18 protein-coding genes and 1 tRNA gene are annotated in these 22,723 nt (G+C 42.0%); 7 read left to right on the top strand and 12 right to left on the bottom strand.

Features of this window, described 5'->3' with window-relative positions; translation table 11 throughout:
- From AACS98_RS02375 to AACS98_RS02395, 5 genes are all read right to left on the bottom strand, one after another.
- On the bottom strand, window positions 1-2,940 hold a 2,940-nt coding region (locus tag AACS98_RS02375; protein WP_232317102.1), incomplete at its 3' end, for an Hpt domain-containing protein.
- Window positions 2,941-3,072: 132 nt separating this feature from the next.
- Window positions 3,073-5,988 (bottom strand): methyl-accepting chemotaxis protein, encoded by a 2,916-nt coding sequence (locus AACS98_RS02380; RefSeq protein ID WP_066375913.1) that lies wholly within the window; start codon window positions 5,986-5,988, stop codon window positions 3,073-3,075.
- A 16-nt stretch (window positions 5,989-6,004) separates the two neighbouring features.
- The gene (locus tag AACS98_RS02385) at window positions 6,005-6,535 is read right to left on the bottom strand and encodes a chemotaxis protein CheW (protein WP_066375915.1); all 531 of its coding nucleotides are present in this window, start codon (window positions 6,533-6,535) and stop codon (window positions 6,005-6,007) included.
- 13 nt (window positions 6,536-6,548) lie between these two features.
- Window positions 6,549-6,914 carry a response regulator transcription factor gene (locus AACS98_RS02390; protein WP_066375917.1) on the bottom strand — a complete coding sequence of 122 codons (366 nt, stop codon included), beginning with the start codon at window positions 6,912-6,914 and terminating at the stop codon, window positions 6,549-6,551.
- Window positions 6,915-7,128: 214 nt separating this feature from the next.
- Window positions 7,129-8,313 carry a response regulator gene (locus AACS98_RS02395; RefSeq protein ID WP_066375918.1) on the bottom strand — a complete coding sequence of 395 codons (1,185 nt, stop codon included), beginning with the start codon at window positions 8,311-8,313 and terminating at the stop codon, window positions 7,129-7,131.
- Window positions 8,314-8,714: 401 nt separating this feature from the next.
- Between AACS98_RS02395 and hmpF the strand changes: the two genes are divergently transcribed.
- Window positions 8,715-10,466, top strand: a complete 1,752-nt coding sequence (gene hmpF, locus AACS98_RS02400) for a pilus motility taxis protein HmpF (RefSeq protein ID WP_066375920.1) — start codon at window positions 8,715-8,717, stop codon at window positions 10,464-10,466.
- A 171-nt stretch (window positions 10,467-10,637) separates the two neighbouring features.
- On the opposite strand, the gene tilS is transcribed toward hmpF, so the two are convergent.
- The 6 genes from tilS to AACS98_RS02430 form a co-directional block, all read right to left on the bottom strand.
- Window positions 10,638-11,630: a tRNA lysidine(34) synthetase TilS gene (gene tilS, locus AACS98_RS02405; RefSeq protein WP_066375922.1), complete on the bottom strand. Its 993-nt coding sequence runs from the start codon at window positions 11,628-11,630 to the stop codon at window positions 10,638-10,640.
- Window positions 11,631-11,678: 48 nt separating this feature from the next.
- Entirely contained in the window at window positions 11,679-12,020 is a 342-nt protein-coding gene (locus AACS98_RS02410; protein ID WP_066375925.1) for a KGK domain-containing protein, read from the bottom strand.
- Window positions 12,021-12,117: 97 nt separating this feature from the next.
- Window positions 12,118-13,167, bottom strand: a complete 1,050-nt coding sequence (gene ccsB / locus AACS98_RS02415; protein WP_066375928.1) for a c-type cytochrome biogenesis protein CcsB — start codon at window positions 13,165-13,167, stop codon at window positions 12,118-12,120.
- Window positions 13,168-13,383: 216 nt separating this feature from the next.
- Window positions 13,384-15,081, bottom strand: a complete 1,698-nt coding sequence (locus AACS98_RS02420) for a DUF3352 domain-containing protein (protein ID WP_066375931.1) — start codon at window positions 15,079-15,081, stop codon at window positions 13,384-13,386.
- Window positions 15,082-15,773: 692 nt separating this feature from the next.
- A complete protein-coding gene (locus AACS98_RS02425; protein ID WP_066375933.1) occupies window positions 15,774-16,400 on the bottom strand; it encodes a chorismate lyase in 627 nt (208 codons plus the stop codon).
- A 274-nt stretch (window positions 16,401-16,674) separates the two neighbouring features.
- Window positions 16,675-16,755 (bottom strand) — tRNA-Leu (locus AACS98_RS02430).
- Window positions 16,756-17,242: 487 nt separating this feature from the next.
- Between AACS98_RS02430 and accC the strand changes: the two genes are divergently transcribed.
- The 3 genes from accC to AACS98_RS02440 all read left to right on the top strand — a co-directional run bounded on the left by accC (window position 17,243) and on the right by AACS98_RS02440 (window position 19,155).
- Window positions 17,243-18,586, top strand: a complete 1,344-nt coding sequence (gene accC / locus AACS98_RS02435; RefSeq protein ID WP_066375936.1) for an acetyl-CoA carboxylase biotin carboxylase subunit — start codon at window positions 17,243-17,245, stop codon at window positions 18,584-18,586.
- A 186-nt stretch (window positions 18,587-18,772) separates the two neighbouring features.
- Window positions 18,773-18,946, top strand: a complete 174-nt coding sequence (locus tag AACS98_RS23565; protein ID WP_445206781.1) for a DUF6888 family protein — start codon at window positions 18,773-18,775, stop codon at window positions 18,944-18,946.
- Window positions 18,946-19,155, top strand: coding sequence for a DUF6887 family protein (locus tag AACS98_RS02440; RefSeq protein WP_197480086.1), 210 nt, complete (start codon window positions 18,946-18,948; stop codon window positions 19,153-19,155). Before AACS98_RS23565 ends, AACS98_RS02440 begins: the two co-directional genes overlap by 1 nt.
- Window positions 19,156-19,312: 157 nt before the next feature.
- On the opposite strand, the gene AACS98_RS02445 is transcribed toward AACS98_RS02440, so the two are convergent.
- Entirely contained in the window at window positions 19,313-19,606 is a 294-nt protein-coding gene (locus tag AACS98_RS02445; RefSeq protein WP_066375938.1) for a YggT family protein, read from the bottom strand.
- A 247-nt stretch (window positions 19,607-19,853) separates the two neighbouring features.
- Here AACS98_RS02445 and psbX point away from each other — a divergent pair, with 247 nt between their 5' ends.
- The 3 genes from psbX (at window position 19,854) to AACS98_RS02460 (ending at window position 22,688) form a co-directional block, all read left to right on the top strand.
- Entirely contained in the window at window positions 19,854-19,973 is a 120-nt protein-coding gene (gene psbX, locus AACS98_RS02450) for a photosystem II reaction center X protein (RefSeq protein WP_015112477.1), read from the top strand.
- A 385-nt stretch (window positions 19,974-20,358) separates the two neighbouring features.
- On the top strand, window positions 20,359-21,633 hold the full coding sequence (gene iscB / locus AACS98_RS02455) for an RNA-guided endonuclease IscB (protein WP_066375940.1): 1,275 nt from the start codon (window positions 20,359-20,361) through the stop codon (window positions 21,631-21,633).
- Window positions 21,634-21,782: 149 nt separating this feature from the next.
- Window positions 21,783-22,688 (top strand): Ycf66 family protein, encoded by a 906-nt coding sequence (locus AACS98_RS02460; RefSeq protein WP_066375944.1) that lies wholly within the window; start codon window positions 21,783-21,785, stop codon window positions 22,686-22,688.
- Window positions 22,689-22,723: the final 35 nt, after the last annotated feature.

Genomic DNA, 22,723 nt, shown 5'->3' on the forward strand with positions numbered 1-22,723 from the left:
CGCTTCTATGCCTAAGAAACTCTCAGCTAAATCTAATTCCGGCGTTTCCTGAACAATTGTCTCTAACAGTTCATCACCGATATCTAAGCTAGTGTCTTCACCACTCACCTCCGAGACATCCGCTTCTATGCCTAAGAAACTCTCAGCTAAATCTAATTCCGGCGTTTCCTGAACAATTGTCTCTAACAAACCATCACCGATATCGAAGCTAGTGTCTTCAAACTCAACATCTGTTACTTCACTAATGGGAATCACCCATTCGCCAAATGTCGGTGCTGATAGTTGAGTGTCTATCGGCAGAAGATTATCACCTGAACTTAATTCAGAAATTTCCTCCACATCTGCCAGCGTACTATCAGTTTCTAAGCTAGTGGCATGATTATTTAAACCTTCTGTATCCTGCTGAGGTTCCAAGCCGATATCATTAGTCTTAGCAAATAAATCATCAAATGGATTATCTATATTTTCTAGAGATTCTTCTTCACTGTTACCGTCGTTGAGACTGAATAAATCAAATGGCACATCAGCGAATGATACATTAGAATCGCCAGCAGAAATTTCTATGTTCTGATTGGTAAATTCTGGAATAAAATCTAACGACTCTGGTGCTTGCGAAAAACCTGGAGTTTCTGGTTGAAAAATTTCGCCTTCTTCACTAAGTATCTGGTTAATTGTCGATTCACTTGCTGCTAAATCTTCAAATAAGTTATCTTCCGTATCTTCTGATGAGAACATTAAATCTAACTGTTCTTCCTGCGGGAGAAAAGTTTCATTCAAATCTACCGCATCAAAACTTTCCAAGCCAGAGTTAGCCGAATCTTCAACGTTTCCAAAACTCTCACCAGAAGCCGCATCAGTAAATAAACTTTCCTCTAACTCTTTGGCTAGATCATGTTCATCAACATCGTCCAAAATTAGCTCTGATTCTGCTGTATTTTCTTCGCTCCAGAAGTTACTTAAGTCATCTTCATCAGCAGAAAAATCTAATACTGTTATCGGTTGTTCATCAAATAAATCATTAATTTCTGACTCATCTATAGATATTCTGGGTATTTCTTGTACTTCAGTAAATAAATTATCTAAAGATAAATCTTCTGGTGATTCTACCGATTTTGACTCAGGGATATTGCTGAAATCATTTCTTGCCAAATCCTCTGTTTTTAACTCATTTTCGCTAAATAAATCATCAAGTTCATTAGATGATTTAGGAGCTACTTCGGCTTGAGAACTATGATTATTTTCTATCTCAATGATTTTACTTGTAGGCGAGTTACTAGCATCAAATTCTAGATGCAAAAATTCCTCTAAATCATCATTCTCATCCTGTTCACCCTCAGTATTTGGTGAATGTTCCTGCAATATTTCCTCAGAAATAGCTGGAGAATTTTGTAAATTTTCTGTTCCTAATTTGTCGGTTTGTAATAAATTTTCACCAAATAATAAACTTAAATCTTCTGTATTCTTTGTACTAGATTGTATCTCATCATTATTGCCATCTAGTGACAGAAAATCAGCTAAATCACTATCAAATTCTTGAATAACAGTTGCACCAATATCTACCCCTAATGCACTAGAGTCTGTAATTTCTATAATTTCCTCTTGCTGCCAATTGTCATCTAGTTCTGGTGTTTCACCTTCAAACAAATCAGCTAGGGTATTTAATTCAGCTAAACCTACCTCTGGGCCATGGGCATCTATTCTAGCAGTATGAACAGATATTGGTGCTTCACTTTCCGAGATAAGATGCCCGATAATATCATGTTCAGAAACAGTGTTTTCTGTGGTTTCTGAAATATCTGTGTGGGGATCAAGTTGCTCAGAAACTTCTGTCAGGCTAGTTATGCTATCTGTGGGCAAATCAACAGTAATATTACTGTCTTCTCCCTTGGTTATTGTTGAATATGTGTTATCAGTGTTATCAGTAACTTCGCTGGTTGCTGGTGAAATTAATGATGGCTGCACAGCAGAAGGGATATCACCCAGCAAATTTTGAGCTACTTCCAATAAAGCATTGTCTGAAAAACCCCAAAGAGCTTCTAATTGTTGGCTGATTGTGATTTCTGCTTCTCTACCTTGCTGGACTAACTCTTGGGCTTGTTTAATTTCAGTGATGACAATTTTAGCTAAGGTAAGATAGCTATTTTCAGAATTACCAATTGCAGTAGCTGCGGCTTTACACAAATTACACCAATTAGGCAAATTCCAGGTTTGACCCATTTGCTGTAATTGGTTACAGCATTGCTGAAGTTGTTGACGCGATGCTGGTGTTGGTTGTTGCTTAAACAGTTGCAACATTTCCCTGAGTTTCTGTAACACCTGGGTTTGAAACTCAGCCCAATGATCTTGTGCTGTGGAGGTGGCTGGGGCTGATGCTGCCTGAGATGAAGCTGTTTGTGGTGTTGGTTCGCCACCAGTCGGCACATCTTGGCGGAAGAAAATTTCTGTAATAGTAGTGCCAACAGTTTCTGTTGATTTTGGTTGGATGACAGTCGCGCTGGTATCACCTGTACCCGCACCTTGTTGCACCAGCAATTCTAAATGCTCATTCAGCCATTGAAAGACTGGTTCTGTCTCTGACATCAAAGTGTTAGCAGCTTCTTCTGATAAACCAAACGGCCCACTCAACTGCTCTAAAAGTGCCTTGAGGGTATCAGAGACTCCCAGAAGTAATGATTCTAATTTTTGATCAACTCGAATCGGATTTTCTTTCAGAACTTTGAAAGAATCTTCCAAACGGTGGGAAATGTGCTGAATGCTAGTTAAACCCAGCATCGCCGCACCACCTTTAATGGAGTGAGCCGCCCGGAAAAGTTCGTTAATCAGTTCCGGGTCGTTCAAGGTACTTTGAAGATTTAATAACCCCTGCTCTATGGTGTTGAGGTGGTCTCTGGCTTCTTCAATAAAGTAACCTAAAATTCGCTGTTGTTGTTCTGGCAACATAGTTTTTTAGTCAGTAGTCAATAGTCAATAGTCAATAGTCAATAGTCATCAGTTATTAGTTATCAGTCATCAGTCAATAGCCAATTATCTCAACTTTGGACTTTTGACTTTGGACTTTGCACTATTGACTAATTACCTTGTTTCTGTAGTTTCCACGCGGAAACGTTCTACGGAAGCAATCAAGTCACGGGATACACCTACTAGGTTTTGTAGTGCGCCGGAAACTCGTTGTGCTTCTTGGGATGTTTCTTGAGCGGTGAGTTCTACAGATTGCATTACCTGAGCGACGGCGCGGGAGGTTTCCGTTTGTTCTACGGTATCACTGGTAATTGAGCGCACCAAACCATCAATCTGATTTGCTACTTTAATGATATTGTCAAGCGATCGCTTGGCTTCTTCTGCAAGTTTTGTGCCTTTAATTACCTGTTGTGTGCCTTCTTCCATTGCGGTCATTACTGAGCCGGTTTCGCTTTGGATTTGCATAACGATTTGTTCAATTTCTTTGAGGGATTTAGCTGATTTATCTGCCAACTGGCGGACTTCATCAGCGACAATTGCAAACCCACGTCCGGCTTCTCCTGCCCGTGCCGCCTCGATACTGGCGTTGAGTGCTAGTAAGTTGGTGCGAGAGGCAATCTGAGAAATTAACGCCACAATCTTAGAAATTTCCTGCGAAGATTCCGCTAATCGTTTCACCTTGCGGGTAGTTTCCGCTACAGTTTCCCGAATTTCCAAAATCCCCGCCACCGTATTTTCTACTGCTTCCCCTCCTTTGAGGGCGATGGTACTAGCATCACGAGCCACAGACTCTGCTTGTCTTGCAGCTTCTGCCACCCGTTGAATTGAGTCAGTCATCACCTGTACAGATTTTAAGGTGTCTGCCAATTCTTCGGCTTGGCGTAAAGCATCGCTAGATAAAGCCGTCGCAAATGTTTCGGAATTGGTTGCCCCTTTTGTGACTTCTCTGGCTGCGACTTTTACCTGTTGTACAATATCCCGCAGGTTTTGAATTGTCAGGTTAAAGGCATCAGCTACCGCCCCCAATACGTCGGCTGTAACTTCAGCTTGTACTGTTAAATCTCCTCTGGCTGCTCCTTCCACGTCGTCCAACAGGCGGATAACTTGGCGTTGTAGGTTTTCCTTGGCTTCTTCTTGTTCATTAGCTTTACGTTGGGCTTCGTAGGTAGTCGTAAAAATTACCTGCCACATTTCATTAAAGCTAGCGGCTAACTGCCCTAATTCATCTTCAGAATAGACTTTAGCTTGTACGTTCAAATTACCTTGGCGGACAGAATCAAATTGTGCTTGTAAATCTTTGGTAGTGCGCCGAACTTGTTTGAGGGTAAGATTACCCATAAAAGCAGCTGTAGCAAAACCTGTGATCCCGGCTGCTAGTGACATTGCCCAACCTGTATTCCGTACTGTTTCCCGTTGTTGGGGAGGGGAAAAGTTGGTGGCAGCAAAGCTAACAGCTGCTACTATCAAAGCGGAGAACACACCCACAGTTCCGCCGATTAACCAAGGTTTGGTGTCTAGGGTAGCATTTTCTACTGGTGCTAACCAGCCTTGTTCAACGCTGACGCTGGGTTCTACCTTGGCGACATCTGTTTGGGTAAATACTGGGACTGATTCTTGGGAACCAGTAATCGTGAATAGTTCCTCATCGCGATCGCTACTATTCTCACTACTGGTAACTTGTGCTTCTTTACTTTCGGGAATGCTACCAATTTCCTCAGCACTGGCAAGCATCACATCACTAAAGCTAGAATCTGCATCTGCTAAATCAAACCCCGGAATATTGCCTAAATCGTCAAAGTCATCAAAGTCGTCTAAAAACTCGATATTATTCTGGGAGTTATCTCCATTGATGATACTGCTCGGCTCCTCATCTGCTGTCACACTCTCGGAACCAAAGGCTGACTCAAAGGCTTCCAAGTCAAAATTTTCATCAATATCAAAGCTATGCGTTTCTGGTTGAGCAATTGTTGGCGATGGCTGTTCTTTATTTGCCATCCTACCGTTCAAAGCTAAAGGAGTTTCTGATAAGTTTTCTGACTCTGCTATTTCTTGTAACCAGTTATTCGCTTCCGGTTGAGTAAAATTATCTTGATTGCTACTCAGAAAATTATCATCTGGGATTGGGTTATTGCTCAGTTCTTCTTTACCCATCACCAAATCCTCCTCTGCTTCCTCATGGCTGCTGGATTCCCACTTCACAGTGCTGGGTGGTTCAGCCTCTTCTGGGTTGAGAAAATCCGCAGCAGTATATTCCCCATTCAGGTTAGTTAGTGGTTCAAATTCTTCAAAAGGCGAATCAAGACTATTGTCGTCACCAATTTGGGAATTGCTACCACTATCTAAAAAATTAGTCTCCAGTTCTGACGATGCTAAACCATTTTCTGAGGAATCTTCCTGCCAAAAAGCAGGTAACTCTAGTTCTCCAAAGTTGTCTTGATTGCTGTCATCCAAATTTTGAGAATTTGGTTGCTCATGTAAAGCAAATGGATCATCGCTAAAAGTTGGTATAGATTCTATGGTTGGCTCAACAGCCTGGCTATCTGTAGTAATTGCAAAAGGATTGTCCAAAGACAACTCATCGTTATCTGGTAATGATTGTGGGGTTTCTAAAGCATTCAAATCAAAACTATCGAGATCAAAGTTGTCTATTGCTCCTAAATCTTCTAATTCTGATGCTTGAGATGTCAGTGAATCATTTGTTGTCTTTGTGAGATGGCTCGGCTCGTCATTATCAAGGTTTTCTGTGACATTTTGTTGAGATTGATTGATATTTTCTAACCCATTGTGAGCAAAACCGATAATTTCTAAGTCGTCACTCAATTGCAAAACTTTTTGATATTCTAATTTTGCTATATCGTATTGCTGCAAAACATAGTAGATGTGACCCCGCAATAAATGGCAGTTAGGGTCATCCGGGACATTCTGCACCACCTGATCAACTAAACTCGCGGCAACTTCATAGTCTTGTTGCGCGTAGGCTGTACAAGCCTGGTTATAAGTTTCGAGGTAATCGTCTATACTTGCTGCCATTTCCTCACTCCCAATATCATCCTGCCCACCGCGCACTCCGTAAAATTGCGATTTGGTCGAGTAGTCTGAGGCACTGATTGTTTTTATTTTCTAATAACCACTCTCCACGCAAAAAAGGAGTCATGGTGTCTGGTATGTTTGTCGGTGGCATCAGATTTTGTACATCCAGCCAATCCATACCTACTACCGCTTCTACTGCCAAGCCTACGATTGTGTCTTGCTCTTGTACAGCAATCACTGGAATCTCTGCTCGATCTGTATTTAAAGGAGTTGCCTCCCCTAGAAATTGACCCAAATCAGCTACCCAAATTACTCGACCTCGTAGATTTAGAGTACCCAAAAGTAAGGGAGAAGCATTAGGAATCGGAGTGATTCTGTCAGGACTCAGTTCCATTACCTCTCGGATACCAGTGGCGGGTAGTGCAAACTCCTGATGCGAGGGAATATAAAACCGTAAATGTAACTCACCTTCAGGACTTTCTACTTGTAATTCAGGGCGAAAGTGGTCTTGACCACTACCATTTAAAAAGTCCGGTTTGCTAACCATGATGTTTTCATCCTTATCCTCGCAGCAGTTGTTTGACTGTTCCCACCAACTCGGTAGGTTGAAAGGGTTTAGCTATGTACGCGTCTGCTCCTTGTTTCATACCCCAGTAGCGGTCAAATTCTTCACCTTTAGAAGAACACATCACCACGGGAACATTTTGGGTTTTGGGGTCAGACTTTAACCGACGGCAAACTTCGTAGCCATTCATTCGGGGCATGACAATATCTAAAACCACCAGATCAGGGGGTTCTGTTTGAATTGCCTGCAAGGCTTCTAATCCGTCCGTGGCATGGGTGACTGTTAAGCCACTGGCTTTCAGGAGGTCTGTAATCATCTCCCTCTGTGCTAGACTGTCTTCCACAATCAGAACTGTACTCATAAATGGCTATCTACCTCCTGATGTAGACGTTCCTGTTTGGAACATTCCCTGATCTCCCCGAAAATAGTTATTGTATAAATTAAATTTAGTATTTTCCGCAGTTTACTGGTTAATAACTTCGTTTGAGTCCTTAGTTGATACTGTGATAACATTTTTTACCCCATCTTTTATGGGATGAACAAGTGTTGTAGCAGGTTGATTTGGCTACACCAAATCAAGCATTGAGATATTTTTCCACTAGCATCAGTAGTTCAGCTTCTCTCAAAGGTTTTGTTAACAAATCTGTCGCCCCGACCATTTTCGCCCTGACTCGATCTATAAATTTATCTTTACTGGTCAGCATGATCATCGGTATATGCCGAAATGCTTGTGATTGTCGGAGCATGGCACAAATTTCATAACCGTCTAATTCTGGCATGGCAATGTTACATAAAACTAGATGGGGCTGGAATTGAAAAATTTGACTGAGTGCTTCTAAGGGATTGGTGAGCGCAATTGTTTGATATCCTTGTGCTTGTAAAATAGACTTTACAGTGTCACAAATAGTCTGGGTATCGTCAATACATAGTATTTTTACCTGTTGCCGATTTTGTCCTGTCACTGCTGGGTTTGCTATCTGGGGATGAGTTGTTGGTGGATATGTCAGTTTTAGCCAACCTTGCTGTACGTAGGGATAAATTGTTTTCGCGACTGTTAAAATGTCCCGATCAAGATAACGACTAAGTTGACGTAAGGTGGTTTTACCGTCTGCCCAATGTTTGAGTTTATTGACTGTTGTCGCTGGGAGCGAGGAGTATAGATGCACTGTATCCGCCAGGATTAATAATTGTTCTGGAGATTGAATATATGGAGATAGCTGCTTCCACTCCTGTAATTGTTGGCTAATTTTGCAGATTAAAGCCGAAATTTCCCAGGTAGTTAACTGGGGTGCTAGGGCTGTATCCTGATGGAAAATAAATCTCCCTTGCTGTAAACTCAGCAAATCAAACAGTGTCTCACAAACCAAGCGGTAGATGAGATGGCTAGCTTTGGTAGGATTGAGCATATTCTTCTCTAATAGCATCCAAATATAGCCATATTCTGAAGAATTGTGTTCACCTAAAGCATTCATTTGCTGTGGCTCCAGAGAGATTTCCCCGCGATACTGACGTAAGTATTCGTCAATCCGTGACAACTTATTATGCCCTTCTTGGCAATAAATAATTTGACCATTGAGAAAAAATATGAACCACGCTTGACGTTTGCAATGCCAGGAATGGTTATCTCCCTCGGTATCTTCTTTAGCTCCTGGGTGGAAACTGTGGAAATCACTTTCTATCAAAAGTTGCCCAGTTCGCTGCCCTAATTCAATTAATTGCAGAATACTGCGAAGGTCAATTTCCCGTAAATTTCCCTGCATTTAGCTTTGAGTGGCTCCTTTTGATGCTGTTGACATCATGTGATTTTGGCACATTGGTTGCTCCATGTTGATCTTAGGCACGTAAGGTACGGAGTATTAAAAATATATTTTCTTTACAATTAGTCTGAAACAGGAAATACATTGAGCTATAAACCGTAAATTTTCTTAATAGTATTTGACAAAGTTAGTGATAACACGGAAGCCATCGTCACTGTCATCAGTACAAAATATTCAAAGAAGCGATTAAATCGCTGCTATAAAGATCAGGGCGCAGAATAAAACGACTATAAATAGTTTTGTTGGTCTTGTTTGCCTAACTTGAGGTAAATCAGACCAGTTAACAGAATAATCTAAAGTAGATTTTCAAACACGGTCATTAAGTACACAAGAGGACTAGCGGTGTGCTGTATTTAGCAGAAGTACAAAAGCAGAAAGCCGGCTTACTGGGTGGTAGTTCTAAAACCGAACTGAAACTGCTAGCTTGTCAGCGAACCGACCAGAATTGGAGTCCTGTGTCGGAAGATATCATTGCTGCTGAGGAAGCCAGCAAATTAAATGATGGTGCGCTGGTGTTGGTAGAATTGACTCCCAATCGTCAAGTGCAGCGACTTCAGGAGGCGGGCAGGCCACTTGTTAATATTTTGCAAAATTTCTCCCGTCAGGTAGAAAAACATAAGCTCAAGGAAGACGAAATTGATCAATGGAAAGAATCGCTGACGTTTCAGGCGCAAGAGTTAAATCGCCGGGAAATGGATATGGAAGTGCGATTGGAACAGTTGCAAAATATGGAGGAGGAGTTTCAACGCCTGGAAGCACAGCAACAGGAGGTTGAGACAAACCGTCAGCAAATTGAACAATTGCAAGCAGAAATTGAGCAAAATCGTCAAGAATTAGCAGGTGCTTGGGAGCATATGCGGGGTGAACAGCGTCGCTTGGAGGAGCGTTTGCAAGAGGGAGGTGTGTTAGATCAAGAGCAAAGTCGCAAGATGAGCGAGTTACTTGATCGCTTGTCTAATCGCATTGCTCCTACAGAACAAGTGCGGGAACATCTCCATTGGGCTGGTGAATTAGTCGAAAAGCAGCAAGCTATTCTTAATCCCCATTGGGAAAAACTCCAACAACAAAAAACTCTAGCCACTCAACAGCAGCAGGAAGTTGAGCAACTGGCGCAAACCTATAGCGATCGCCAAACCGCCTGGCAAGAAGCACAAAAAACTTTGGAGCAACAAACCACTCAATTACAAGTCAATATGGCGGCGATCGCCTGCAAGGAAGAATACATTCACCTAGCTAAAGCGCAATTACACTTTCAGGAAGAATTATACCAGCAAATTTACTCTTTAGCTGTTAGTGCTGGTGATGGGCTTCCTGGTCAAAAAGTTGATGTGCAAGCTCTGGAAAATATGCCTATAGGTGAACTGCAAAAGCTAATACAAGACTTATTAGACAAGTTAGAAATAGACTCTAGCTTTGTTCAAGACCAAGAGCAAGAACTGAAATATAAACAAGAAACTATAGAAAAATTGCAACAGAAGATTAACCACGCTTCTGATAAAGATTTAGTTAATTTGCAAATGGAACTCGCCGATGAACAAGACCTTTATCGGATGCTTAATGAAACTTTGGTAGGACAAAGACGCAATTTGTTAATACAGCAAAAGTTGGTCAAGCGACACCAAAATGTGCTGCTACGCCGACAAGGACAAGCTGTTCTTCATGCTGAAGAGGAAAATAGCATTGATTTCAGCCCGATTGTTTCACAACTCGAAAATCAGCGACAACACCAATATCAAGCAATACAGAAGTTAGAACGCGAAGTTGAGCAGATGCGTGCTGCGATTGAGATAGATCAAGGCATGATTGATAACCAAACCCACAACCTCCGTGAACAAAAGCAAGAACTTAAAACAATGGAGGAAAATTTACTGTCTCTACGGATAGCCAACGCTGAATGCTGGGGACGGGTTAATCTTTATCAAGAGGCTCTACAACCTATTCAAGATTGCTTGGATGGCTTACGAGGAAAACTGCAAAGCATGAAGGAATCTTTGGCTCAGATTCAAGAAACTAGCGATTATCAACTCCAAACTATTAGCGAAATCCGTCACACTATCCATAGTTTTATTACTCAGCCGGAGTTGCTAGCTTCGTGAAATGTGCTTTTGTTGCAGGGGAAGATGAGGGAGACAAATCAATTCAAAATACCCTGCGGCTAGGCTTACGCCAGCGTAGCAAAGGCTGCGCCTACAAAATTCTTGCATTAAATACTTTTTCCCTGTAATTATTGAATTTTGATTTGTTTATGCCCAATCCCCAGTCAACCATCAACCGTCAACCGTCTCTAATAATATCCAATCGCCTTGGACTTGAGCGATCGCACCACCAGGAAAGGGATCGGTTTGTGAACGGTTCGGGGCGGTAATTAATGCGGTTAATTTCTCGATATGTTCAAAATTAGGCGCATCAGCTAGTATTTGCTGCAAGACTTGACGCATCACTCGCCGTTGCAGTGCTAAGGGTGCTGTTTGCAATACCCGACGATTTAACCTTAATGACAAGGAAGATAAGCAAGCATTTTCTAGAGATGCTTCCCGCAACTGCTGGGCGGCTTGTTCTAAATATTCAACTTCTGCTTGTAGTAGTTCGGCGGTTTGGGCTAGGGCTAATTCTGCTTGGGGGTTGAAATTTTGCTGTAAATATGGTATGAGTTCTTGCCGGATACGGTTACGAGCATATTTTAAGTTTTGATTGGTGGCATCTTCCCAAATTGGTAACTCAAACTGTTGACAAAATTCCTCGGTTTGCTTGCGGGTAACTTCTAACAGGGGACGCACTAGAGAGATTTTATCAGTTAGGGGACGTTGCCAAGTCAAAGCTTGTAAACCATCAGCACCAGTTCCACGAATTAAGTTGTAGAGGAGAGTTTCGGCGCGATCGCTAGCGGTGTGACCTGTGACGATATATTGATAATTATCAGCCTGAGCGATCGCACTTAAAGCTCGATACCGCCAATCACGAGCCTTAGCTTCACTATTAACAGGCTCAGAGGCAATTTTTAAATAAAAACATACACCCCAATTGTTCGCTAAATTTTCGACATGATGGGCATTAGCTTGAGAATCATCACGCCAACGATGATCACAATGGGCAATACCTAACTCCCATCCCCATTTGGGTTGTAAATCTAATAGTAATTTAATTAAACACAGCGAATCTTGTCCACCGGAGACTGCTACTAATAACCTTTGCTCACGTTCAAATAAGTGGCGCGCTTTGATAGTACGATGTATTTTTGCGTGGAGTGCAGTCCATACCATTTTGAAAAGATTAAAATTTTTAGATGAGAATAACTTTATCTTAAATTGCTATTCTTCCTCAAGATTTTTTAATTTCTCTCTCAAATCATCGAGTGGGGAAGTCTCAAGATTATTGTCTTGAATTTCCTTTGGTTCTGACTCATCCGGAAGAAATTCAAACCGCAATCTGATTTTACCTTTGCGCCATGTTTTCCCAGGTGCTAAAACATAACAATCTAATCCTTCATCAAATAGCTGAGATTCTGATTCAGAGCGATATGTACTCCAAATTTTCTGAATTGCTCTCAGCAATTGAAAGGCTATTTGAGTATTATAGACATCTTGAATATATTGTTGATAAAAATGAATAACATCATCGTTAATATTCAGGGTTTCCCATTTATCATTCATAGTAATCTCCTGGCACTAAATTTATAGTTCCCAAAAGATAGTAATCATTTTCATAAATTCAAATCCCCTCTTGGCAAATGAAGAGGGGAAAATACATTTAGAAAAACCAACCGTAAGAATGTAAACCTTTACCTAAAAGATTCACACCCAGGTAGCAAATCCAAACCACAACAAAACCACTAGCTGCTAAAATTGCAGGACGACGGCCTTGCCAACCACGAGTAATTCTAGCGTGGAGATAGGCAGCAAATACTAACCAAGTAATTAACGCCCAAGTTTCTTTAGGATCCCAACTCCAATAGGAACCCCAAGCTTCATTAGCCCAGACAGCACCAGCAATAATCCCAATTGTCAATAGGGGAAATCCTAAACCAATAATGCGATAGCTGATATTGTCGAGGGTTTCGGCAAGGCTGAGGCGTTGCGGTGAAAGGGTTTCAGCATTGATTAGGGTTGAGGATTCAGGTGTGGTAATTAAGTCTAAGACAGCAGTGTTACCTTTACCGTTGTGATTAGTTTCTAAACGAACTACGCCATTATTTTCTGCTGTTGCAGGTTGAGAAATTAGTTCACCTGCTTTATGCAAGCGGTAGCCATTGGTGCGATAACCACCGTTACCGACAGAACTACCTTGTAATTGGATGTTTTTTCCACGAGTGACGATCAAAAAAGCGATCGCTAGCAGTGAACCTACCATCAAAGCTGAATAACTCAACATCATGACGCTAACGTGCATCATCAGCCAATTGGACTTTAAGGCTGGTACTAAGGGTTCTGCTACTTGCATCTCTGATGGTAGTGTCAAAGTCGCAAAAGCAGCAATTCCCATAGCCACAGGCGCAGTAAACACGCCTACTAAGCGGCTACGACTAGAATTTTCCGCAATCAGATGAATTGTAGTGATCCCCCAAGTCAGGAAAAATAGGGATTCATACAAATTACTCAAAGGAAAATATCCAGCTTCTAGCCAACGCGCACCTAAAAGGGTAGCAATGCACAAATTAGCGATCGCCATCCCTGCTGTTCCTAAAGCATTAATTGCTGGTAAATTTGGAAACGCTGCACCCACCCAATACACCAGCATGGTGACAAACAAGGCAGCAAAAGAAGCATTATCCAACCAATTCTGGAGCAAAACCAGATCCATAAAGTGTTCTCCGCCAAGGATGTTTGAAAATTATTGATTCTGACTGTTCTGATCCTATCTGCTTAAGTAATTCAAAATTCAAAATTCCAAATTCAAAATTGGGGATTGGGTACTGGGTACTGGGTACTGGGTAAAAGTTCTTCTCCTCCGCTCCCCCTGCTTCCCCTGCTTCCCCTACCTCCCCTACTTCCTCATCTTCCTCATCCCTCTAACAACCTACTTCTCCGCTTTTTTCAGTGTCAAAAAAATGTCGTAGCGGGTGCTGCGATTGTCGCTAACTGCGGCTGAAACTCCAATAGTACGTGTTGCACCTAGCAAAGTTCTTTGCTGGGGAATCAGTGGTGGTAGAGGGAAATTTTTCGTTACCTGTTCCACATCTAAGTAGAATTGTCCATTAGCTGGATTGAGTTCTATGGGTACTGTAGTTTTAAATTCGGGATTGCTAGCGAGGGTATTAGTAGGTTTAGGTAAGATTTTATTGGTAATGGGTGCGCCTACTACGAAAAAAGCAACATCTTGATCTAACCAGCCGTGGGTAGCGGTGAGAGTACCAAAAGGACTGATCCAATTCACAACGGGTTTACCTGCTACTGTTGTTGATTTGATGCGGAACTGGTACTGATTCTGCACAACCTCATCTAGCTGTTTAATTGCTGCTTCTGCTTTTTGGCGATCGCTCGCTTGGATCATGAATACTAAAGCAGCACGAAAATCCTCTGGTTTTCCCGGTTTGGGATGACTCGGAATCACAGAGACAGCAAACTCGCCTTGCATCCAACTGAGTAAATCCCGCTCTAAATCCAGATTAGTCAGAGACTTGACACTACTTTGTAGTTGTTCTGGTGTAATCGGTGACAGAGGATTACCTTTAGACGTTAAAACGTATTCACCCCATAAACGCCTTAAGTTACCACCCGACAACATCATCAAGGTTTCTGCTGGTACGCGGTTTTGCATACTTCCGGCTTTGTTTTCTATTGTCAAAACTCGCTGACTATTCGGTTTGAGCCAAGAAACTCCTTTGATTCTTAACCCTTCTGGCTCTAAAGTCACACTCCCGGCTAAACCCTGGTTATTTTTCAGTTGAGTTAAAACTTGAGCAGGTAAGCGGCGTGTGGGAGCAGAAGCAGCGATTTTAGCAGCTTTGGGTACGTTGATATAAAATTGGGCTAATGGTTGATAACTGGCGATTTTACCAAAATTTTCAGCAAATCCGCCTGTATTTGCTAAGGATGTTTTACCTTGATAAGCGTCAATTGTACGTTCTGTAGTTTTTAGGCTATCGCTAATTACCAGAAATTTTCCATCTATAAATGCAGCCGCCAGGCTTTCTCCGGTTTTACCCTGATTTTGTTTGATTGTAATCCCCTGATAAGTACGATCAACCCACGTACCTGGAGGCAAAGTTTTTGATTCGGTAAAAATACTTTTAGCTTTTTCAGGGTTTTTTACAGGTAAAACCATCACTATCGATTGCTGATTAGTTACTGCTTCCCCAATGTTTGAAACTGGCTTAGGAGCCGATTTCTTGATTTCTGGGGCTAAAATTGCCAAGGTGACTGTATCGCCTACCCACGGTTGGATATCTTTCTGGAAGTCATAACCGTTATTCGTGAGAAAGCGATCGCGCAACTGTACTAAGCTTTGATTCAGTTGTGCTTGAGTGTCTTTAGTGCCGAATTCCTGTAATTTTTGCCATTGCTGGGCATCTGTCGTCAGGGAAACCGCAAACAAAGCATCATGGGGAATAATATTGGCACCTGCCAGTAAATTTCTCGAAAATAATTGTCCTTGGCTGAAAAACCAATATGCTGCTACACCACCACCAATCAATAACCCAGCAGCCGAGAGTGTCAGCACTAAAGATGATTGCTTAATTTTTCTCATGGGAACAGACAAAATAGGCGGTGTCATTGCAAACTACACCTTATACATACAAATTTTTGATTATTTTAATTAATTAGCTCAAATTCCAGGTTGTTTATTTTTCAGTCAGTTAATTTAGATGTATTTTTCCGCTTTGGATAATGTTTATACTTCGGCTGTCTACTTACCTGACACTTAATTTCTAAGTTGTATTTTTATAGTTACTCAATTGTTTTAGCATTCTTGCTGAAAATTTGCTGGACAATTTACCTGCAATAGTTATTTAACCCGGCAAGTCTCACCTGTTAAACCTGCGGGTTATGAATTTTTATTGGTAATCACTTTGAGAATATAACTTACTATCAAAAGCTGCAAGTTATCTGTATATTGATTTTTTACTTAAAATATAACTACTTATTTATGACGTTTACTTGATTTATTTTGTCCCAGGTAAAAATTATTTTCTATTTTCAGATGTGATTGCCTTGTCCAATTAATTATTTGCTGTCATTTTCTACCAGTAATACCAAGAATAATTATATTGCTCATAAGCAAATTTACATAGATATTTGTCGCAATTAACTGCCGTATCGTGTCAGAATATCTTTAACATTAAATTTAATTAAAATTTTTCCATCTCAATTTCAGTTGATTCTGCTGTGATGGTTTGTACCTCAACACAGAGAATCAGCAGTGCTTTGGCTCAATCCCAAAACTCTAACTATCTATTGCTGTTGGTTCTAAACTTGACCTTTACTGGGACTAAGCTGCATAGGCCCCAAGTATTTAGTCAAATAAGGCGAAAACACCTCATAAATCAATGTCAAAGGCTGCCCGTGATGCCAAAAGAGGTAATGACGACCCCAAAAAGGCCCATCCTCGTTGAATCCTGTGTTTAGTGCATCTGAGTAACCATAATAAATGCCTCGCACATCTCGATACAATTCTGTGCGGAGACGAGCTAGACTAGCCCAAATAGTTAAAGAACGATTTTGTAAATACTCATCTACGTGACTAGCTTCCCACCATGAAGTAGCATAAGCCAATCTTTGCCCAGAGGCAGTGCGTAGCCAAACCTGCCGCCTGAGTCTTGGCCCTGGAACAGATGTAATCAAGCTTGGCGCAGAATCTAAGTCCATGCCAATTAATGACATATCAATCACATCTACTTCTGTAGATTCTCCCGTAAGTAATTCTAAGTGCCTAGTTGGTGAGCCGTCGCCAAGTAGCAGCATTTGCCAAGCTGGTGCTAGCTGAGTGTGTGGCAAACTGTTTTTGATGACTTCTTCGCCACCTTGCCAAATTGGTGTGAGGCGATGCCACCCGGTTGGCAGTGTTGATTTGTTACTTGTAAAAATAGCAGTCAATGTTCTTTACAAAAGTTCACCTATCTCTATAAAAGCACAAAAAACAAAATTAAGTCATTAGTCATCAGTTATTAGTCATTAGTCATTAGTTCAAAAATGGGGGTGTAGCAATAACAAAGAAGTTACGGCAACACCCCCGTCAGCCATAATATGGGCTGGTTAGATTGACTTGTACAGGCGTTACTGTGCAACTTCTGTATTACGCCCAGACTGTAGCAGTGAAGTACCCCAACTAAACTTCGTTATAGTTGGGGTCTTCCAATCTTTTAAAAAATGCGGATGGCGAGACTCGAACTCGCAAGGCAAAGCCACACGCCCCTCAAACGTGCGCGTATACCAATTCCGCCACATCCGCATAAGCATTACAAACACGAAGTATAGCACAAGAAACAAAAATACGTCAAGATGATCTGTTAGTTGTGAAACTTTACCAAAAATTTAATTTTATCGGTTCACAAATTTCCCGAAGGTGGATACCAGACTGACAGAAATATAGTATCTCGACAAGTGATATTAAAAGGGTTGTAGTTATTGCTGAGTTTGGAGTTCCAATTACAAAGCGAATCACCCGACTCACAACTCAGGGCTGGTAACTCAACACTAAAATCGTGCAGTCTACTGGAGTTGACACTCTGCTGGCTAAAGCCTATAAATTTTTGACTGCGGCTTAAGCCTTTGTGATTGTTTTTGATCTCAGCGTTAAAGTAGCTGAGTTTCCCAACATCTGTGAGGATGATGAGGCTGGTAAAACTCCTGTCATAATTTGAAATAAAGCAATCGCGCTGTTGCAAATGGGATGGGAGACAATTTCTATCTACTGGTACTGATAACGAAACTCGAAAATGAAGTTTGACAAAATATTAATTGCTAATCGGGGAGAAATCGCCCTTCGCATTCTCCGCACCTGTGAAGAAATGGGAATTGCGACGATCGCGGTTCACTCGACTGTTGACCGGAATGCTCTCCATGTCCAACTTGCTGATGAAGCAGTTTGTATTGGTGAACCGGCTAGCGGTAAAAGTTATTTGAATATTCCCAATATTATTGCGGCAGCTTTAACACGCAATGCTAGCGCAATTCATCCTGGTTATGGTTTTTTGGCGGAAAATGCCAAATTTGCGGAAATCTGTGCGGATCATCACATTGCGTTTATCGGCCCGACTCCAGAAGCTATCAGGTTGATGGGGGATAAATCCACAGCCAAGGAAACCATGCAAAAAGCAGGAGTTCCCACAGTACCGGGAAGTGATGGCTTGGTAGAGACAGAACAAGAAGGATTAGCGATCGCCAAAAAAATTGGCTACCCAGTGATGATTAAAGCCACAGCCGGGGGTGGTGGTAGGGGTATGCGCTTAGTGCGATCGGAAGATGAATTTGTCAAACTCTTCCACGCCGCCCAAGGTGAAGCCGGGGCAGCTTTTGGTAATGCCGGCGTTTATATCGAAAAATTTATTGAACGTCCGCGCCATATTGAATTTCAAATTTTGGCCGATAATTACGGTAACGTTATTCACTTAGGTGAACGGGATTGTTCAATACAACGCCGCAACCAAAAGTTACTCGAAGAATCACCCAGCCCGGCACTTGACTTAGAATTGCGGGAAAAAATGGGACAAGCTGCTGTCAAAGCTGCCCAATTCATTAACTACACCGGGGCGGGTACTATCGAGTTTCTCTTAGATAAATCCGGTAAATTTTACTTCATGGAAATGAACACCCGGATTCAAGTAGAACATCCTGTTACCGAGATGGTAACAGGGGTGGACTTGATAGCAGAACAAATCAGAGTTGCTCAAGGGGAAAAACTCAGACTAACTCAAGACAAAGTAGTTTTGAGAGGTCATGCCATTGAATGCCGTATCAACGCCGAAGATCCCGACCATGATTTTCGCCCAGCCCCCGGACGCATCAGTGGTTATCTTCCCCCTGGCGGCCCTGGTGTGCGGATTGACTCCCACGTTTACACTGACTACCAAATTCCCCCTTACTATGACTCGCTCATCGGTAAATTAATTGTTTGGGGGCCGGATCGTCGTACTGCTATTAACCGCATGAAACGCGCCTTAAGGGAGTGTGCTGTGACTGGGTTGCCGACAACAATTGGTTTCCATCAAAGAATCATGGAAAACGCACAGTTTTTAGAAGGTCAGGTTTACACCAATTTCATTCAAGAGATGAAACTCTAGGGAATTGGGGATTGAAAAGTAGAAAGGTAAAGGGTAAAGCGTAAAAGGCGGATAAATATCTTATTTTCAGCTTAATACCTGCCCCTTTCCTGACTCCGAACTCAGGTTAACGAAGTCAAACTTCTACCCCTTCTTGCTATCTGATATTCTGGTGCAGTATTAGATGGTTGTGAGGGTATATCAATTTTGCCAACTCCCGAACAAGCTATTAGGTGTGTAATCCTGTGTCAGTCCTTAACTAACACCTTTACCCCTATTTTCGTTGTTCGCCTTGATGAGCGAACAGGTAATTTATTCCTGCTAGCTGGAGATAACATAGAAATAGAAATCTATCCCAATGGTCGTTGGAGGTTCTTGTGATGAAGCCTGACTTCAGTACCATAACAAAGGGTGAGCTAAGAGCTTATGTCATAGCTCATCCTGATGATAAGGCTGCATTTCATGCCTTTGTTGACCGCTTTACGGCTGAAGCACCTCCAGAAACTTTTGACATCCCCAACTGCAAGGCTGAGGTTGAAGAAGTTGAAATTTTAATCAGGCAGAAGCTAAACCAACTACAGACGGGATAGTAAATTACAGAAGTTATTGAGATTTTTTGGTGCTTGATGGCGTTAGCTTACCCAAAGGGGTAAGCTAACCACGGGCAGCATCTCGTAGAGAAAAATCTTCACCTATTTGATCTGCACTAACGCATTATGAGCATGAGAAAAATTTATACCCCATGCTCTAACTAACACGGGACATCATGGTGAGTAAACCTTGCTGACCTAAGAGAACTTCTCGTAGCAAACTAAAGATACCTACCCAAATAATTGGGGTGATGTCAACTCCGCCTATAGGTGCTACAACTTTCCGCAAAGGAATTAAAAATGGTTCAGTTGGCCAGGCGATGAGATTAAAAGGCAACCGATTCAAATCCACTTGCGGATACCAAGTGAGAATGATGCGGAAAATGAATAAAAATGTCATGATGCCCAATATAGGGCCGAGAATCCAAACGGTCAGGTTAACAGCAGTCATGGAATTGATTTGAGCTACTCTTGATGGGTCGAGAAAACACTGAGGGCAAAATCTGAAATTTTTAAGCTTTGTAAAGCTTTATCTATTTAAATTCTAACGAAAGACTGGAACTTATTAGTGAGGAAGAAAAAGTAACTAACCTGTGTGCAGGTGTTGATTTGGTTTGCTACCTGATGACAAGAGGCTTCTCAAGGATGTGATAGACCATTAGAATTATTATGAAGTGTGTAAAAAAAGGTTGAGATCCATGACACCATCTTTAGCAAACTTTCTTTGGAGTCTGGCTTGGGGTACTGCGATCGTTGTTATCCCTGCCACCGTTGGTTTAATTTTCATCAGCCAAAAAGATAAAATCCAACGTTCCTAGTGCTTGGCAGAGTTATTTTGACTCTCTCAAGTTTTTGTCTGTCAGCGATAGGTTTACTAACCTGACAGACTTCACCATTTTTATTTTGCGGTAAATAGCTTCAGAGCTTCTTTGCCAGATGCTTTGAAGCTTAAATATTATATTGTCAGGGTTCTCTAGTTGAGAGCAAACCCCACAGCTAGAAGTTAGGGGTTAGCTATCTTCGCTGCCTGACCAGACTACTCGTTTAAGGCAAGAGTTAAAGTCCTACCTTGGAATGCTTGCTAGTTCCAAGCTCTAGAACCAAGCGATTAAACAGGCTTACGGAGAATAAACCAGTGTCGTTTGGATAGTACCGACCTTAAACAAAGTCGAAGCAAACATTACCTGTAACAAAGATGCAGAAATGCAAAATTACGTATTTGTTGTAGACACCAACAAACAACCTCTCAATCCAATTCCCCCAGCGAGAGCAAGGGAATTGTTGACTAAGGAAAAAGCAGCAGTGTTCAGGATGTATCCATTTACGATTATCCTCAAACACACTGTTTTGAATCCAACACTAAAACCATTAACCGTCAAGCTTGATCCTGGCAGTAAATTTAGTGGCATTGCGGTTTTAGATGAGGAAAATGTTATTTGGGTTGCCGAGCTAGAACATCGAGGAGGGCAAATTAAAAACGCATTGGAATCAAGAAGATCATTACGTCGCAGTCGTCGGAATCGCAAGACTCGGTATCGTCAGCCAAGATTCAATAACCGTAAGCGCACAGAGGGATGGTTAGCACCATCATTGATGCACCGTGTTTTCACAATTGAGACTTGGGTAAAACGACTTTGCCGTTATGCTCCAATTGTTCAAATTACAATGGAATTGGTTAAGTTCGACACTCAAGCAATGCAAAACCCTGAAATTGATGGTGTTGAGTATCAACAGGGGGAACTGGCTGGATACGAGGTACGGGAATACCTGTTAGAAAAATGGGGACGCAAATGTGCTTATTGCGATCAAGAAGCTGTCCCACTCCAAATTGAACATATCCATCCCAGAGCAAAAGGAGGTAGTAACCGAGTCAGTAACTTAACCTTAAGTTGTCAGAGGTGTAACACCAAAAAGGGAACTAGGTCTATCGATGAATTCCTCCAAAAAAACCCCTCTCGACTCAAGAAAATTCAGCGACAAGCCAAACAACCGCTTAGGGATGCAGCAGTTGTTAACTCAACTCGTTGGGCGTTGTTCCAAACCTTGAAAAATATCCTGCCCACAACAACGGGGACAGGCGGACAAACTAAGTATAACCGAACAAGGCTGGAATTACCTAAACATCATTGGGTTGATGCAGCTTGTGTTGGTAATGTGGAGAAGTTAAATCTGTTGACTCAACAACCATTGCGGATTAAATGCACTGGATGGGGAACCCGCCAAATGTGCGGTACAGATAAATACGGATTCCCTATTCGACACAGAGAACGCAAGCAAGTTCATTTTGGATTCAGGACTGGCGATATAGTCAAAGCTGTTGTACTGTCCGGCAAGAAGGTAGGACAGTATGTTGGTCGATTGCTGTGCCGTAAGATTGGTAGCTTCGATATTGTCACCCATGTTGGTCGTGTTGCTGGGGTTAGTTACCGCTTTTGTACACCTATTCACAAACAGGATGGCTATTCGTATAAATTTTAAGTTGTTGGAACGGCGATTAAAACGCAAACGCCCCTTTCTCCCCATGCTTAGAAAATAAGGTCTTCCGGGGCGAGGAGGTTTGGTGATTGTTGAGAGTAGTGATTTTAAGTGTAACTCGCTAACATAGATTTGATATTGGGAAAAGAACAATGCTAAATTTTGGGCTGAACTCAGCCAGTGTTCTGGCTCAGGTAAATTTTGGGACGAACTCAGCCAGTATTCTAGGAATTTTCCTGGCTGTGGCTGGGGCAGCACTATATTTTCTGCGAACTGTGCGTCCAGAACTGTCAAGAGATCAAGATATCTTTTTTGCAGCTGTGGGTTTGCTGTGCGGTTTTATTCTCATCTTTCAAGGATGGCGTTTAGACCCGATTTTGCAATTTGGTCAGTTGCTTTTGGTGGGTTCAACTGTATTTTTTGCAGTGGAGAGTATTCGCTTGCGTAGTATTGCTACGCAACAAGCTAAACGTAACACTCCGATTGTCGATGAAGAACGTCCGGTTAGTAACAGATATTCATATAATCGGCGGAAATATGAGGCTGAGGTGGAATCAGACTTTGAACCACTGCCTTATCAAGAGGAAGAAGAGGAAGAACGGCCTGTACGCGCGCGGATTCGCCCTAGTAGAGATGAGCGTTCTTCTCGTGATGATTATTATGACGAACAACCGCCCCGGCGCGATCGCCGCACAAGTAGCGACAGACAAGAACCAACAGATAGACCACGCCGCCGTCCCAGCCGTCCATCAAGTCGCGTGAGTGAAACATATCAACAAGAAGATTGGGGTTCTTCCTCCACTAGAGAAGTTGATGATTGGGAAAGTTCTGAGCGACCGACAAGAAAACCCTCACGTAGAACTAATGACGTTTCGCCAAGTTCAGAGATGAACGAAGATGTCCCACGCAGACCAAGGAAACGCCGTCCACCTGCTGAAACCACTCCTCGCAGACCAATAGAAGATGATGAAGCTATCCCAACCGATTATGTACCGTATAAACCCATAGATCAATCAGATGAACAGTCTGATAATTCTACAGATTTTGAGGACTTATAAAGCGGTCAGGATAGTTGTAAGCTTAAAGGCGATGG

Origin of the sequence: Anabaena sp. CA = ATCC 33047, from assembly GCF_963870205.1 — a bacterium.
In the GTDB taxonomy this organism is placed as follows: Bacteria; Cyanobacteriota; Cyanobacteriia; order Cyanobacteriales; family Nostocaceae; genus Trichormus.

Excerpts from the sequence above, each read along its gene's own strand:
- AACS98_RS02380 (WP_066375913.1), bottom strand. The coding sequence starts at position 5,988 with ATGGCAGCAAGTATAGACGATTACCTCGAAACTTATAACCAGGCTTGT.
- AACS98_RS02385 (WP_066375915.1), bottom strand. The coding sequence starts at position 6,535 with ATGGTTAGCAAACCGGACTTTTTAAATGGTAGTGGTCAAGACCACTTT.
- AACS98_RS02390 (WP_066375917.1), bottom strand. The coding sequence starts at position 6,914 with ATGAGTACAGTTCTGATTGTGGAAGACAGTCTAGCACAGAGGGAGATG.
- AACS98_RS02395 (WP_066375918.1), bottom strand. The coding sequence starts at position 8,313 with ATGCAGGGAAATTTACGGGAAATTGACCTTCGCAGTATTCTGCAATTA.
- tilS (WP_066375922.1), bottom strand. The coding sequence starts at position 11,630 with ATGGTATGGACTGCACTCCACGCAAAAATACATCGTACTATCAAAGCG.
- AACS98_RS02410 (WP_066375925.1), bottom strand. The coding sequence starts at position 12,020 with ATGAATGATAAATGGGAAACCCTGAATATTAACGATGATGTTATTCAT.
- ccsB (WP_066375928.1), bottom strand. The coding sequence starts at position 13,167 with ATGGATCTGGTTTTGCTCCAGAATTGGTTGGATAATGCTTCTTTTGCT.
- AACS98_RS02420 (WP_066375931.1), bottom strand. The coding sequence starts at position 15,081 with ATGACACCGCCTATTTTGTCTGTTCCCATGAGAAAAATTAAGCAATCA.
- accC (WP_066375936.1), top strand. The coding sequence starts at position 17,243 with ATGAAGTTTGACAAAATATTAATTGCTAATCGGGGAGAAATCGCCCTT.
- AACS98_RS02440 (WP_197480086.1), top strand. The coding sequence starts at position 18,946 with ATGAAGCCTGACTTCAGTACCATAACAAAGGGTGAGCTAAGAGCTTAT.
- AACS98_RS02445 (WP_066375938.1), bottom strand. The coding sequence starts at position 19,606 with ATGACTGCTGTTAACCTGACCGTTTGGATTCTCGGCCCTATATTGGGC.
- psbX (WP_015112477.1), top strand. The coding sequence starts at position 19,854 with ATGACACCATCTTTAGCAAACTTTCTTTGGAGTCTGGCTTGGGGTACT.
- iscB (WP_066375940.1), top strand. The coding sequence starts at position 20,359 with ATGCAAAATTACGTATTTGTTGTAGACACCAACAAACAACCTCTCAAT.
- AACS98_RS02460 (WP_066375944.1), top strand. The coding sequence starts at position 21,783 with ATGCTAAATTTTGGGCTGAACTCAGCCAGTGTTCTGGCTCAGGTAAAT.